Origin of the sequence: Dorea sp. OM07-5, from assembly GCF_003481355.1 — a bacterium.
In the GTDB taxonomy this organism is placed as follows: Bacteria; Bacillota; Clostridia; order Lachnospirales; family Lachnospiraceae; genus Dorea_D; species Dorea_D hominis.
The window spans coordinates 1-14,510 of the sequence record NZ_QUKZ01000003.1 but is presented as its reverse complement, the minus strand read 5'-3'; the positions used below and the strand labels follow the sequence as shown (position 1 = coordinate 14,510).

At 43.4% G+C, this 14,510-nt stretch carries 19 protein-coding genes and 1 pseudogene; all 20 read right to left on the bottom strand.

Going from position 1 to position 14,510, the window contains the following annotated elements:
- Positions 1-75: 75 nt before the first annotated feature.
- On the bottom strand, positions 76-876 hold the full coding sequence (locus tag DXC04_RS03415; protein ID WP_118659929.1) for a CPBP family intramembrane glutamic endopeptidase: 801 nt from the start codon (positions 874-876) through the stop codon (positions 76-78).
- 62 nt (positions 877-938) lie between these two features.
- Positions 939-1,121: a hypothetical protein gene (locus tag DXC04_RS03410; protein ID WP_118659927.1), complete on the bottom strand. Its 183-nt coding sequence runs from the start codon at positions 1,119-1,121 to the stop codon at positions 939-941.
- A gap of 84 nt (positions 1,122-1,205) precedes the next feature.
- On the bottom strand, positions 1,206-1,601 hold the full coding sequence (locus DXC04_RS03405; RefSeq protein ID WP_118659925.1) for a DUF6483 family protein: 396 nt from the start codon (positions 1,599-1,601) through the stop codon (positions 1,206-1,208).
- Positions 1,602-1,677: 76 nt separating this feature from the next.
- Entirely contained in the window at positions 1,678-1,875 is a 198-nt protein-coding gene (locus DXC04_RS03400; protein ID WP_118659923.1) for a DUF6440 family protein, read from the bottom strand.
- Positions 1,876-1,930: 55 nt separating this feature from the next.
- Positions 1,931-2,347 carry a YjdF family protein gene (locus tag DXC04_RS03395; RefSeq protein WP_118659921.1) on the bottom strand — a complete coding sequence of 139 codons (417 nt, stop codon included), beginning with the start codon at positions 2,345-2,347 and terminating at the stop codon, positions 1,931-1,933.
- A 216-nt stretch (positions 2,348-2,563) separates the two neighbouring features.
- On the bottom strand, positions 2,564-2,944 hold the full coding sequence (locus tag DXC04_RS03390; RefSeq protein WP_004614497.1) for a hypothetical protein: 381 nt from the start codon (positions 2,942-2,944) through the stop codon (positions 2,564-2,566).
- A gap of 75 nt (positions 2,945-3,019) precedes the next feature.
- Positions 3,020-3,361: an MmcQ/YjbR family DNA-binding protein gene (locus DXC04_RS03385; RefSeq protein WP_004614498.1), complete on the bottom strand. Its 342-nt coding sequence runs from the start codon at positions 3,359-3,361 to the stop codon at positions 3,020-3,022.
- Between the two features lie 92 nt (positions 3,362-3,453).
- A complete protein-coding gene (locus DXC04_RS03380; RefSeq protein WP_118659919.1) occupies positions 3,454-5,145 on the bottom strand; it encodes a lysozyme family protein in 1,692 nt (563 codons plus the stop codon).
- Positions 5,146-5,174: 29 nt separating this feature from the next.
- Complete coding sequence (locus DXC04_RS03375) at positions 5,175-5,522, bottom strand: hypothetical protein (RefSeq protein WP_117542460.1); 348 nt, start codon at positions 5,520-5,522, stop codon at positions 5,175-5,177.
- Positions 5,522-7,852, bottom strand: coding sequence for a VirB4-like conjugal transfer ATPase, CD1110 family (locus DXC04_RS03370; protein WP_330426413.1), 2,331 nt, complete (start codon positions 7,850-7,852; stop codon positions 5,522-5,524). Before DXC04_RS03370 ends, DXC04_RS03375 begins: the two co-directional genes overlap by 1 nt.
- Positions 7,845-8,285: a PrgI family protein gene (locus DXC04_RS03365; RefSeq protein WP_117542462.1), complete on the bottom strand. Its 441-nt coding sequence runs from the start codon at positions 8,283-8,285 to the stop codon at positions 7,845-7,847. The genes DXC04_RS03370 and DXC04_RS03365 overlap by 8 nt, the downstream gene beginning before the upstream one ends.
- 3 nt (positions 8,286-8,288) lie before the next feature.
- Positions 8,289-8,720 (bottom strand): DUF4313 domain-containing protein, encoded by a 432-nt coding sequence (locus DXC04_RS03360; protein ID WP_118659915.1) that lies wholly within the window; start codon positions 8,718-8,720, stop codon positions 8,289-8,291.
- Between the two features lie 4 nt (positions 8,721-8,724).
- Positions 8,725-9,567 carry a hypothetical protein gene (locus DXC04_RS03355; RefSeq protein ID WP_195480004.1) on the bottom strand — a complete coding sequence of 281 codons (843 nt, stop codon included), beginning with the start codon at positions 9,565-9,567 and terminating at the stop codon, positions 8,725-8,727.
- An 86-nt stretch (positions 9,568-9,653) separates the two neighbouring features.
- Positions 9,654-9,971: a glutamyl-tRNA amidotransferase gene (locus tag DXC04_RS03350; protein ID WP_118660171.1), complete on the bottom strand. Its 318-nt coding sequence runs from the start codon at positions 9,969-9,971 to the stop codon at positions 9,654-9,656.
- An 88-nt stretch (positions 9,972-10,059) separates the two neighbouring features.
- Entirely contained in the window at positions 10,060-11,784 is a 1,725-nt protein-coding gene (locus DXC04_RS03345; protein WP_442873195.1) for a VirD4-like conjugal transfer protein, CD1115 family, read from the bottom strand.
- A 23-nt stretch (positions 11,785-11,807) separates the two neighbouring features.
- A complete protein-coding gene (locus DXC04_RS03340; RefSeq protein WP_118659911.1) occupies positions 11,808-12,086 on the bottom strand; it encodes a DUF4314 domain-containing protein in 279 nt (92 codons plus the stop codon).
- Positions 12,087-12,102: 16 nt separating this feature from the next.
- Complete coding sequence (locus DXC04_RS03335) at positions 12,103-12,414, bottom strand: hypothetical protein (RefSeq protein ID WP_117559088.1); 312 nt, start codon at positions 12,412-12,414, stop codon at positions 12,103-12,105.
- An 83-nt stretch (positions 12,415-12,497) separates the two neighbouring features.
- Complete coding sequence (locus tag DXC04_RS03330; RefSeq protein WP_199692519.1) at positions 12,498-13,472, bottom strand: ArdC family protein; 975 nt, start codon at positions 13,470-13,472, stop codon at positions 12,498-12,500.
- A 5-nt stretch (positions 13,473-13,477) separates the two neighbouring features.
- Entirely contained in the window at positions 13,478-14,284 is an 807-nt protein-coding gene (locus tag DXC04_RS03325) for a PcfB family protein (protein WP_117604168.1), read from the bottom strand.
- 2 nt (positions 14,285-14,286) lie between these two features.
- Positions 14,287-14,510, bottom strand: a pseudogene (locus DXC04_RS03320) (relaxase/mobilization nuclease domain-containing protein); the annotation flags it as partial.

Below are 14,510 nucleotides of genomic sequence, written 5' to 3'. Positions count from 1 at the left end.
AATTTTATCACAAAGTTGTGTCAGACTTGTTTCCTGCTTACAACTTCCTTTATTCATTCTCTTCTCCAAAGTAAATTAGGATTTATATATTTTACCCTTTTTCTTATTTGCCATTATAAATCCAACCATAAAAATCAAATTCATAAGAAGTACAATTATGCTACCTTCAATTTTACAACTACCACCAGACAGAATTGAATTACCACTAATTACCATGTTAAATAAATGTGGATAATCTTCTGCCAAAGATACTCCTCCCAAAATAATTGCACCAACACCATTCCATAAAAAATGAATTACAATCGGAGCAATTAAGGAATCTGTATATTCCAAAGCTGCCGTCACAAAAAGACTCATTGTTATGACATTAAGCACTGGAAGAATTCCCGCCTCAAAAGCACCACCATGTGCAAATGTAAATAAGCCAGTAGATACAATAACAGCAATACCTATATTGTAGTTGCTTTTTAACATCTGATATAAATAACCACGAACCAACATTTCTTGCATAACAGTATTGAGAAAAGCCGATATCATCCACAACCATAGCATAGAGATTTGATTTCTACCATCTATATGTACAACTCCTATTATAGCTAATATTCCAACAGATACGCCTAACCAAACTGCTCCTGTTACACATCCTAATATGATATTATTAACCAGTTTTTCAGTCAAATGTAAGCGTGTCTTTCTTTTATCTATTAGCCAAAAGATAAGCGTTAGCGCAATAATAGATACAAGCGGTATTAATTCTGCCCAAAATCTCCAGATTACCGCACTATCTGTATTCGGTATAGGTATAACCGATACACATATTGCCCAACCAACAAAAAAGATAATCGTTTTTATTGATACTGATACTAATTTCTTCATGTAATACACTCCCTGTAAAATTCCGATGTCTCAGTTTCAAAAACTAGAATTTTGATAATTGCTTAGTTTTTCTTATGCCATTCATGTAAGTAAATTGCTAAGAATATACCGGCAAAGCAGCTAATTATCACTCCGGCAATGAGTGCTTGATAATAACTGGTAATCAATCCTGTATCCGCCGTTATAATAAAGAATATTCCAATAATAAAAGTAATAATATAAATAATCGGTAATAATATTTTCATATAATCACACTCCTTTTTCTTTATTCCATTTTCCAAGTACTACAACTTTCGAGTTGTTAAAGTTCACAAGTCGAAAATTCTGCATTACTCATCATCCTTAATCATATATAACAAATTATTATATTCTGACTGCACAAGTAATTGCTTAAAACCAGAAAGCACTTCTTCTTTTGTATAATTGTTGTTAATCAAAAACTCACTATCTTTCTCACTAAGGTATTGATAGAAAAGAGCTGCCGCCATCACATCATCATTATTTGTATAATCAATGTTATCTAAAAGTATATTCTCCGCTTCGTTAATTTGCCCTGAATCAATCATATCAAGAAAACTTTTCAAATTTTTCCCTGACACTTCATATTTGTTTTCTTTTTCAAACTCAACAGAAACATACTTTTTCCCACATATTAAAGAAAATAATATTTTCACCATTTCTTTTATCATTCGCATAATGTAATCTTTCTCATCTGAAAAATACATTTTCCACCTCCATAAATTCCAGTTGAACTAAATCGCTGCGCGATGGCCTGCGAAGGCTGTGGCGCAGCGATTTAGTTCAATTGGAATTTGACTTTGTAACTATGACTTTTCCTTCAGAATCCAGAAGAGGTGTAATACCAGCCCCGTATCCAGATTTCCAACAAAGATAATTAACACCAGTCTCCTTATCTACAAGAATTTGGCGAACCCCATCATCCTTAAGCGAACTTCCATCTCTAAATATAACTTCAAATCTTTCTTCTTTCTTTGACATGTTTATTTCTCCTCGTTAAGTGTTAATTTTCGATTTGAACGAGTCCAGCAAGGGGCTAATGCCCCTTATGCTTTTCTCTTTTCTTTTGCTGTTTCATTTCAAACATTCGCAGTTCTTCCGCTTCTTTTTTCTCTCTGCTTCTGATCTTACATTCCTGTTTATTCTGTTCCTGTTGTAATTTCAATGCTTGCTGCGATTTTGTTCCAATACCAGTTTCCTGCATTTGCCTTCTCGCTTCACGCTGCATCCTTTTTGGATTTCTCTTTATATCCTTTACAACAGCATCAACAGCCGGACTGAATTTCAAACTGGCATAATGTTTTTGGATATATTCCTGCACCTCATAATCTTTTGGTTCTGCACCAAAAGTTACCTTTGATACAGACAACTTACCATCCTCGATACGCTCAAATACACCTACCCAAAATGGTTCTTCAAAATACACCGTCAGTTTTCCACTTACTTTGTCCATAAGAATCCCTCCTAAAATAATTGTTGAACAAAGAATGGACAACCCGGAGGGGCAGGTTACTTACCCTATTTGCATAGGACGGCTGGGCTACCTACCAGCTCTAGTACATTGCTGAATGTACATTGCGTTTTTATCTTTGTATTTATAATCAAGCCATATGGCGCGATTAACTTAGAATGTCAAACAACGATTTATCCAATTAAGACAACTGAAATTTTATTCTTTGTCGTTCAAAAGATTATTTACTCTTTCAACTGGAAATCTGTCTTCAATGTCAATTATTTCAAACAAATTTAGGGGTAATTCTTTCTCTCCAATCAGAGTAAGATATTCATTAACAGCTCTGCGGTCAATCATAATTTTCCCATGACCGGCCCAATGACGATTGCTCTCTCTCTTTTTCAAGCCAGAAATCCAATATTCATCGCCGTTTTCAATATCTACATAGTTAGAATAACCACCATTATATTTTTGAAAAGCATGGTCATTAAAGTAAATGGTTTTCTTGGTTTTTGAAGTTTTCACATATCCAATCCATGCTGGACCATCATCAGAATATCCTGTTTTTAGTTCAATATACATTAAATCTTTAATCATTTATATCACTCCTAAATCACGATTTATCATCCCACTTTATTTCTTCTATTCGACTGTCCATTTCTTGTTTCTCTGTCATTTTTCCTGTTCATCAACGATATCGTAGCCCATATCAAGCATATCTAAAACTTTCGAATCTCTGACAGTTCCATCCATTGGAACTGCCAGCCAGTGTTTCTGATTCATGTACTTTGCCGGAGCAAGGTGATACATTTCGATATAATTGCTTATCATATCTGACTCTGCCTGAACTTCCATGATTGACATTACAGATTCGTCTGATTGATAAAAAATAGCATAGGGAATGTTATTTCTCTGGTTTTTAAAGATTGTGATCTGCTTTCCATTTTGTGTGATTCTCTCCGGGGTGGCTGGATATTGCTTTTTGATGTATTCAAATATTTCTTGTTGATTCATGAGAGGATTCCTTCTTTTTCACTAGTTCTTCTCTTTATTTTGTCGCAATTTTCCCCAGATTACAAGTATAATTTTTTATCTCTCCAATTCCATCAATTTATCACCCCATATCCCATGATGGAGGCATAATCCATCGCATAGTTTCTCTGCCGTACCTGATCACTGGAGTTTCCTTCCACTGTGTAGACTCTTCCACCTTCGCATTTTTCCACGATTCCTACATGGTCTGAGTTTCCATCATGATCCCAGTCAAAAAAAATGATCATTCCGGCTGTCGGGGTTGTTCCACCACTCTGCCACTTATTCTTTCCCTGAAACCAGGACACTCCATCACGGCACAATGAGAACTTTGGAACATTCCCACTTGCTATCAGACCGCTTTGATCTGCACACCAGCTCACAAAACAGGCACACCATTCTACCCGGCTGTCAAATCCATACCAGCTCCAGAACTTCTGACCGCCACTGTTTCCAAGCTGCCCCATCGCAACCGATACGATCTGCTGATTTCCAAACAAACCAGCAAACAGGCTGCCACCGGAATAATACCGCATCACATGGGGAACGTATTGGGGATCTCCGTAACTGCTCCATCCATGCGAAGCTGCCTGTTGCTGTGAAAACTGCAGGGCATTGGCTTCTGTATAACCGCCTCTTTGCAATGCCCATCCTATGTAGCCATTTCCATAGTTATATCCCTGCCATGCAAGTTTCAGCTTGTCCAGATTCTGTGGGGTGCTGCATCCTGCCTGACTGATGCAGTCTGCGAATGTCTTGACTCCCACTTCGATGGAATAATCCGGCTCTGTAATGGAGCCGGGACTGTGTGGAAATCTAGTATTGTATGGACTCTCCGAACACTGCATCGGGTCTGTCCCCCTTCCCCCGGATTCCTGCATCATGATAGCCTGAAGCGCAGATACATATTCCGGGATACCGTACTGGGAGGCATAGCGCTGGATGACGGAAGTATACGCAAGCACTTCCTCACTTAAGGATTCGGAACTTTCCGAACCACTGCTAAACGCTGCCCCGGCAATGATTCCGGCAATCAGGATAAACACTACAAGAAATGCCATCCCTCCTGCGGCAAACCATTTTCCCATTTCTCCTAGGGCGGCTGTTGCTTTTTGTATGGCTGCTGTAATCCCCTGCATAGAAAGCTTTGCCCCTTTTCCGGTCGTCTGAAGGACTGCTTCTCCCCTTTCTGCTGATGCTACTGCGGATTTTCTTGCCATCTGGACTGCTCTTGCTTTCTGCATCGCCTGTGCACCTTTTTCTACCTGCCATTTCTGCATGGATGCCTGTGTTTTTATTTTCTCCTGAGACAGCCCGGATACTTTTACCACTCTCGGTGCTGCTTTTACCTGTCGTTTACTGTTCTCCTTGGCAAGTGCTGTCTGTTCCGGTTTCACCTTAATTAATGTCTTTCCGCTTTCTGCCCCCTGCTCCATTGCTTCTTCGGCAGCTTTCACTTCTTCCTGTCTGCTTTTTCTTTCCTTTATCTTTCGATAAGTCACTCCGGCAAGTTTTTTTCCACCTTGATATGTTCTTTTCCCTACCGTTTTTCCTGCCACACTCGCCGCCCTGTACTGTACAGATTCTATTTTTTCAGCACCATACTGTGTCAGGGATTCTGATTGGCTGCCAGTTTTTCCCTGTAGTTCCCTCGGTTTTTCTTTTGCCTCCAGTACCGTCTGGCGAACCAGCTCTTTCGGAAGCCGGGCAGCCGGATTACGAATCTTCGGATTCTTATCCCTTACCCGTTCCTTGATATCTCTCATCCGGTCACCCTCTTTCCGTATCTTTTATCTCATCGGGCTGTGTCCCGGTGTTTCTTCTTTTCCTGCTGTTTCTGTAACTGTTCTACTTTTCGGATGGCTTCATTTACCAGTGGATGCTCATTGTAGTATGGCACAAGCTCCAACAATTCCCTGTCTTTCGCAGATAGTGGCAACGGATATTCCAGATCCGAGTAAAAAGAGTCTGGATCATGGATGGAAAATTCAATTGCCGGACACATATTGCCAGATGTTTTACAATACTTCCTGTACTTTTTATATGCCTCTTCCAGTGAGTTACATTTTGTATATTCGCCCATCTCATGGAATTCGCCGCATTCTGCAGCGTAAAAGGTAATGGTGATCTCTTCTTTTTTCATTACGATTCTCCCGGTTTTGTTGTCATAAGTTTATAGAGTTCTGTATTCTTTGGAAACGTATTCTCAAACGGAACGATATTCCCGGAACATCGGATCAGGCCACTGCCGACTGCCACGTTTGTGATATAAGACAGCTGGTTCTCCGAGATGTTCAGAAGGGCAGCCAGTTCTTCCCGGTCTGTACTTGCCTGATTCAACAGGATCAGGAATTCACTGTTGGCGAGCATAAGTCTTGCCGTATCGGATTTCAAAAGTTCCTCCACATTTTGCGTAAGCCCTGTCACGAATCCATTGTATTTACGGATTCTCTTATAAAGCCGGTAGAAGAAGTTCGCACTGTATTCATAGCGGAATAACAGATAGAACTCATCCGCAAAGATCCATGTGGTTTTCCCTTCTTTCCAGTTCTGGATCACCCGGTTGAAAATGCTGTCTAAGGTAACCAGCATTCCCAGTGGCATAAGCTGTTCCCCCAGTTCCCGGATATCATAATCCATGATCCGGTTCTTCTTATTCACATTAGTTGGCTGTGCAAAGGTGTTCAGACTTCCATTGATAAAAAGTTCGGAGGAAAGTGCGAGCCCTCTTGCCTCTTCTTCCGGCTGCAACATCAACTGCCGATACATATCTTTCAATGTTGGGACTTCCCCGGTATAACCACTTCGGATATAATCCCGGTACACATCTGCAGCACATCGGTCCAGGATGGACTTTTCTTTTGCCGATAGATTTCCTGCCCCGACTAACTGTTCAAATACAGACAGGATGAACTCCGACTTTTCAATCAGTGGATTCTTTTCATTTCCATAGGCTGCGTCCATATCCATTGCATTCAAATGGTTATCGGATGTTGCAGATACTTTTACGACCTGACCGCCCAGAGCCTCTACCAGTTTTGTAAATTCGGACTCCGGATCGAGGATCAGGATATCATCATCCGTAGCCAGTGCCAGATGCACAATCTCTTCTTTTGCCGAGAAACTCTTTCCCGAACCACTGACACCCAATCGGAAACTGTTTCCATTCATTAGTTTCTTCCGGTCGGCTACCAACAGATTCTTACTGACTGCATTCTGCCCGTAATAGATGCCGCCCGGCTGCAGGATTTCCTGCGTATGGAACGGGATCAAAACAGCCGTGGATTCGGTTGTCAGTGTCCGCAGGGCATTGATCTTTCGAAGTCCATACGGAAGCACCGTATTCAGTCCGTCCACTTGCTGCCACTTCAGTGTTGACATCTGGCACAGATGCTTTCTTGCCACCGACAGGAGCAGTTCTGTATCGGAATCCAGCTGTTTTTTACTGTCTGCCAGATGTACCATCGTCAGAATTCCAAACATCATCCTTTGGTCTCTGGTTGTCAGATCATCCAGCATTTCTTTCGTCTCTTTCCTCTGCAGCTCCATATCGTATGGGACGATAGCTGAAAAGTTATTGTTTGCGTTCTGTCTTCTCTGCCAGTTGGTCACATTTGTTTCTACCCCAAGCAGACGGTTCTGGATTTCCCTTACCGCCTCATCTGTAGGGACTGGCAGGATGTCGATGGACAACATCAGATTCCGGCTGAAGTCACACAGCTCCGAGATCATGTCATCTTTCACATAACTGGCATAGTCCTGCATATACAGAACCCTTCCGTACCTGTCCCCGATCCGGAAATGGTCCCGTTCAAACTCCATTGAATCCGGACACATCCAGTCTTTGAAGCTTGTCCCCTTCTTGGCAAATTGTTTCAGGTCAAAAGGAAACGCCTGTGGGACATCTCCTTTGAAAAAGTCCCGGAAGATCTGAAGCCGGCTTTCTGCATCCAGTCCTTCTGCTGTGGATGACAGCTTTGCCAGATGTGTCACGATGTCTGTTCCGATTCGTGCAAAGTAGGTTCTCGCTTCGTCAATGGATTTTTTATGCACACTGACAGTCAGATACCGTTCCTGATAGATACTGTTATTCGTTCCTGTAATCTTAGACAGGAGCATTTCGTTGTATTCTTCCCGATAGTGATCCAGTCCATCTTCCTTCATTGGAAGCAGAATAGACTTTTCGAATTCTTCTTTATTGATTCTCCTGTTATTAATGGTAATTTTGGCAGAAATGCCGGAATCCAGTGAGTTTAAGAGTTCCGAATAATCCAGAAACATCTCGGTCTTATTGTCTTTACTCGCAATGTAATAATTGATATCGGTAAAACGAAATGTTTTCGAAAACTTCGTTCCCTGTTGAAAGATTCCATCCGGCCAGATCCGCTGGATAGGAATCGCCTGTTGAACGGATCTTGGAACTTTGAACCGTTCCTTGTCCATCCGCAGTGCCTGACTTAAGGTTTTAATCAAGGGCATCACTCCTTCCCTTTTGTTTCTTTCCCTGTTTTACTTCTGCTTTCCGTTCCCGTTCTTTTAAGATTTCTGCTCCATCCTTTTGATTCTTTTCTCCCAGCGAGATGGTCTCCTGCATACAGGAATGGTAGAGATCTTCCGACTGAAACACCAGTTTTTTCGGATACAGAAGTTCTGATTTGATTACTGCCCACAAAAACTGCTCGGCCGTCATCCCATGATATTTGAAGAACCCACAGGCAGCAAACGGAGCCGCCCCGATCACACACAGCCATCCGGTGACTTCCTGCCCGGTAATGTCACGCATCCCAAAGTAGATCCCGATTGCTGTAAGGATGGCAAGAACCGAACACACGCATTGCCGCAGGTCCAGTCCCATAAACATGGATTCCTGATAGTCCCGGATTTCTTTATTCATCTTGACTTCCATAACTTATCGCTCCTTTCCTCTGTTTTGCTTTTTCACTTTCTTTGGTTTCTCTTTTGGCAGTTCGATTCCCATCATTTTGCAATGTTCTGCAACGCCCTCCGGATCAAATTCTGCAAGCCTTGCAAGGTCAAATGCCACTTTCTGATAGGTTCCATATCCAGACTTTGCTGTTTCATCTAATACTTTGCCAAGCTTATGCGCCTTAATAAAACGAATCATATCTTTGGTAAAGTCTCCGGTTATATATGCTTCATTTGGCTCTAAAAAAGAAAATGGCAGATTGATCGTTACATCTCCAAAATCTTCCCATTCTCCCTCTTCCCTGTGGCAAAGTCCTACATATAAGTTCTCATTATTCCTGTAAGAGCTTACTCGAATCGCTACTTCCTCATGTCCATATTCCCAGTCGTATCCTAACGTCTTATTTGTATCCATCTTCTTAACCTCCAAGTCCCATCATTTCTCTTACGATTCGGTCAGATGCCTTGATTGCTCCGACCAGAACCAGTAAATTAAATACCAGTTCCCCTACATAGTTCCACACGATTGTAACTGCACTCAGCCCTGTATCCCCCACTGCCGGAGGGCTTGCGGCATAGGCAGAATAGATGATACATGCCAGTGCAATGATCGCCCCTTCCAGACACACACCCACATAAGAACGTAGAAAGTTCTTTCCGATGGATTGTGTAGGTTCTCCTGCAAAAGAGGAGATCGGGATCGGGGCGATTGCGGTATACATATAGATTTTGAACATCCTGCCATACACCGTCAGAATCATGACAAACGACAGTACTGTGATCAGCAGACTTCCAAGCAGTGTCACGATCCATAATGGGATAGATTCCAGCATTCCCACACTTTCGATCTTATCTATAATCTCTGTTGGCAGTTCGGTCACGCTTCCTGCCATGCCTGAACCACTCATTACCGTGGTCACAATTCCCTGCACAATGGAAAACAGTGCCTGCATCAGCTCCATCCCATAGGTGATTGCCCCCTGCGCCAGTGCAAACCGGATAAATGCTTTTAATACGTGTTCCGGTTTCTTAAGGTCCGTAAAACTCCCACAGGTTTTGATAATCCCGGCTGCGAAAAACAGCACCAGCAGTCCATATGCGATGGCTGTCAGTGCATCATTGATATTGGTCATAATGCGCCAGATGCCGCCGCCTTTAAAAGTTGCCGGATTTTCGGTAAGCAGAGTCCACAGTTCTGCCATCTTTTCACTCCATGTGGATAGTGCCGAGTTCAGATTCTGTACAATCCAGTTATCACTCAAAAATTCTCACCTCCTTAGAAAATGGTTTTGAATACAGGAGCACCTTCCGGTACTCCTGCGGTTTCCTTCTATCTTTTTTCAGAGACTTACGCCATGATCAGGTCCAGGATCTCTTTGGCGAACGTAATGATCACGCCTCCGGCCAGTGTCAGAAATCCATTTGCCCTCTGGCTTGGATCATGGCTTTTTAAGGACAGTCCTACCTGCACCACTCCAAACCCAAGCAGGATCAAGCCGATGGCACGGATCAGTGAGAAGATGAATGTAGACAAGTTATTGATCACCGACAGCGGATCTCCGGCTGCAAACACCGTGGTTGTCCCTACGGTTGCAATAAGAACCAGTGTCATATAAAGCCCCATCCATTTCTTCTGCTTTCTCCCCATCGGCATCGGGGTTGTCATTTTTTCCGTTGTATTCTTTTTTGTTCTATTTTTTTCTCCTGCGAGAAGTTTCTTCAATACACATCACTCCAATCCATAAGAAAAACTGCTATTCACCAAGGATGTCCTCGGTAGAGAGCAGTTCATAATCGTCTAATCTGTTAATGTCAATGTTTAAATCGTCGTGAGCCAGTGGTGTTTTCGCATAGTCATAAGGCGATGCACCACCGTCCTCTGTGTATCTGAAATTCACATGCTTTTTTAAATCATATTTATCGTCCATGATCGGACGCTCCCCACGAATAAACAAAATCGCTTTGCGGTTATCTAAAAGCCGTATTTCATCCGGTGTTAAAAGTTCCCTTCCAGTCTGCTGATAATTCACCGAATAGCTGCCGCTACGCCCTTTTGTCTGTCCGTAGGTATTGGTATCCAATGTCTCTTTTCCCAATAATTCCGAGACATACTTATGTCCTTCTTTTTCATTTCCACCCAGATATAAAAATTCATCGCAGTTGCCGATCAGACTCTCATACGAGTCTTTAAACAAGGCTTTCATCTGTGCAATGTTCTGGATGATGATACTGCAGGAAATCCCTCTGGAACGCATGGTTGCCAGAATCTTGTCAAAGTCATCCGGCAATGCTACGTTTGGCCATTCGTCCATAATGCAGTGTACCGGAATCGGAAGCCTTCCTCCGTACTTCCGGTCTGCCACATAATACAGTGTCTGAAACAGATTGCTGTAAATCATGCCGACCAGATAATTCATACTGGTGTCCGCATCTGGAATACAGCAAAACAGTGCCACTTTTTTCTCCCCGATACTGTATAAGTCCAGTTCGTCTGTACAGGTCAGATTGGCAATCTGTTTCAGATTGAACGCTGCCAGACGGACACCAACAGAAATCAAAATCGACTTCGCAGTCTTGCCCGCCGCCTGCTTATAAATGGCATACTGCTTGACCGCAATACTCTCCGGATCACGCATTTCCAATCTCTCAAACAAAATATCCAGTGGGGACTGGTAATCCTCATCATCTTCTTTTACCTGCGCACTGCCAAGCATTTCCATGATCATCGGGAAGTTCTGTTCTTCCGGTGGAGCTTCATGCAGTAAATACAGCATAAGTGCCTGTAAAAGTGCAGTCTCGGACTTTTCCCAGAACGGGTCCGAGCTTTGTGCACCTTTCGGTGTCGTGTTGCGGATCAGGTTGTTAATTAGTTTCAGCACATCCTTGTCATCCCGGACATACGCAAACGGATTATAGCACCAAGAAGTTTCCGGATTGATCAGGTCGAACACCCGGACTTCATATCCATTCCGTTCCAGGACACCTCCTGTTTTGCGCAGAAGTTCCGCTTTCGGATCTGTGATCACCATCGAGCAGTTGCACTGCATGATGTTCGGAATCGCATAGGTCCGGCTCTTTCCTGCCCCGGAACCTCCGACTACTAGCACATTTAAATTTCGTTTATGCTTATAGCCATCCAGTCCCATGCGGAAATGCTGTGTCAAAAGCAGATTCTGGGTGTACTGTTTTTCGCAGTAACGTCTGCAGATTTCGGACACATTGCCCCATTTTGCGGAGCCATGTTCCACACCTCTTCTGTAATTTCTTTTTTGGGATTCATAAATACCAATGCCTAAGAAATAGGCTGCTGTGAATATCAGAATACATTGGAACGTATACGGTGTATACGTGATAAAAAACGGCTGTTCGAGTTTTTCGCTCAGCGTTTCTAAGATTTGAATAAAATTTTGATCCGGTGTAATAGCACAGGCAGTGATCGCTGCCGCCCACCAGACAAATGGCAGAAAGACAAGATACAGAACCCAGTCCTGCTTTTTTGTACTTATCTCTGCAAGTCAGATTCTCTTTTCTTGCGTGGCTTTTCTTCTGGATGTCCCTGTCCCTCTTTCTTATGAAAGGAATCCACTCCCGGTATCAGTGAGAGACTTCTGCCGTTGTCCCAACTGATGCCGATCTGGCCTGAATCATCCACATACTGCACAGTTCCTTCCAGTCCCTGCGGCATACCCGCTTCTCCGTCCATCGAATTCAGACAGATTCTTGTTCCTGCCGGATACTGTTCTCTAAGTCTTGCCACTTTTTCTCTTGAATAAATGACCATTCCATCACTCCTCTCTCTACCAGAACATATGTCTGGTGGTATTCGGTCTTGCCACCTGAAGGATGACTTTGTCAATCCCGTCACTGTATCTTCCGGCCGCAAGATATTTACTTCTGAGTCTGTTGAGTGCTTTACGGATCTGCCTTTGTTCCCCTGCCGTGATCTGCAGACGTTTCTCGGCAAGGTCGTATTCCCTTACTTTTTTCAGGAGTGTTTCCGTTTCTTCCGCATGTCCGTCCTGCTCACGCTGTGCCTTAAGTTCTTCGTTCAGTGCCACCACGAACATATTTTTCATAATGTTATCCATCTTCAAATAATAGTTTGCCATTTGACTGCCCTCCTTCTTTTGTTACACCAACCATATCACAAGACTTCCGTAATAGCTACTCCAGCCATCCAGATTTTTCACCTTTATCGTTCCGGCTGAGTCTTTGTTTTTTTCTCTTTCCCGGACGGCTTTTCCGCTTTGGATTCCGGTGTTTTGATCGGATCTGCAATGGCAAATTCATCGGTCGTAAACTCCTGTTCCTTCGCCCCGAAGTTACGCTCCACATGGTTTCGGATGGTGTAAGAAGCCTGACGGATATCATTTAAGAAGTTTCGAAGTTCCTGCGGATCTTTCTTTCCATATTCCTGCATCTGTGCAATACGCTCCAGTTTGAATCCGGATACATCGATCCCATAACGTCTGGCTATCACATAGGCTGTACAATACGCCTGTGCATTCACTTTTTGTCTGCTGTAAGTTCCGGTATGCTGGTCCATCGCTGCACATGCCAGTTCCCGGTTCAGTGCATGGAAGGTCGTCACTTCACTCATCCCATTTCGGATAAAGACAGTCCGGTATCTGGAATTGTACTGTGCCTGAATTCCTTCCGGCAGGGTATCTTCAATCTGCACACGTACCGGCTGATCTTTTAAGACCGCCTCAATCAGTTCCGGCAGAGTTCGCTGTGGTCGTTCTTCCAATGGTTTCCCGGTCATCTGGCTGATATCAAATCCTTTTCCAATCGTATATCCCCTTCTGGTTTCCCCATCCTTTTCATATTCGGTGGAGATCATATAAGTCATGCCATGCTCCCCGGCTCTGACCGAACGGTGTTCTTCCCTCCAGCGTTCATAAGACCTTACCACTTTGGAATCCGGCCTCTGTCCATAGATCAAAAGTAGATTCGGGGTACGCTGGGTATTGCACTCTGCCATAAAATCGAGAAATCCCTTTAGTTTTTCTCCCTTCTGGAACACGTCCTGTGCCTGTGCATCTACCTCGGCCCATACTTCTTCCCTTTCCTGCTGTTTCTTAGCTGCATATTCTTCCTTGGTCAACTTCTGTTCTGGAACCTGCTGTTCTTCCGTTCCACCTGAAATCATATTTGTTAAATCCATATACATTACCTGCCTTTCGTTTTCATATTCTTACGTTTCTTCCGTCTCTCTCTGGCATTTTTCCGTCTGTCTGGTCTCCTGCGTTTCTCTTCCTGTTCCTTACGGATATCTCCGAGTTCTTTCCGTACGGATGGTTTTCCATTCTTTTCTTCCCAGCTAGTTTCCTGACCGGAAGAAGTATTTCTGTTGCGCGAGAAAGGTTCGGATCGATTCTTTTCGTTCCCCTCCTGCGCCTGTGTAAAATTTCCTTCCGGGAAAGCCTCGTCTCCAATCTGGAACATATCCTCTGCATCGTCCAGTTCAAACTCGATCTTACCTTCCGGCAGGACAACAGTTTCTGTCCGTACATTCTCCCCGGATGCTTGTTCCATCTGGTTCTCTGCCTGTTCCGGTGCAGTCTCTTTTTCTACTGTTTCCGTAACCATAGAGCCTGATTCTGCTTTTACAAAGTCCAGATTCATACGGTCTAATACCCGGTTCATCTTTGCTGCGTCATCGGCAAATACCATCACTTCTGTCTGGTCCGGATTCACCTTATCCTTGATGACAACATATAAGATACCTCTCGCTTTGGCTTCTTTTGCAAACTCTTTCAGTCTGTCACCCGGTACTGTAAAAAATTTCATCGGACGCTGTTCTTTCAGCATTCTGGTAAGCCTTGTTTTTCCTCTTGTCTTTTTCTGGTCCTTCAAGGCGGCAGCAATAAAGACTGCCACATGCTTTGCTACATTCCCGGTGATCTTCAGCGAATACTCCATCCCTTCCAGACTGTACCGTACCACCTGATCTGCCGGTTCTGCTCCGTAATTCATACTTATCTCACCTCCTGACTCTCTTTTTCTTTGTGTTCCACACGTTTCTCATTCTGGTTTTGTTCCTCTGCCTTTCGAAGTCTTTCTTCGATTTCCAGCGAATGCTTTTCAATCCGGACGGTCATACGGACTTCTTTTCGGAGTTTTTTTAATTCCTCATTGATTTCGGATAACCGTACTTTTCCGCTGTCTTCGCTGCCATTCCGATAGAGCTTTCTGCGTTCCT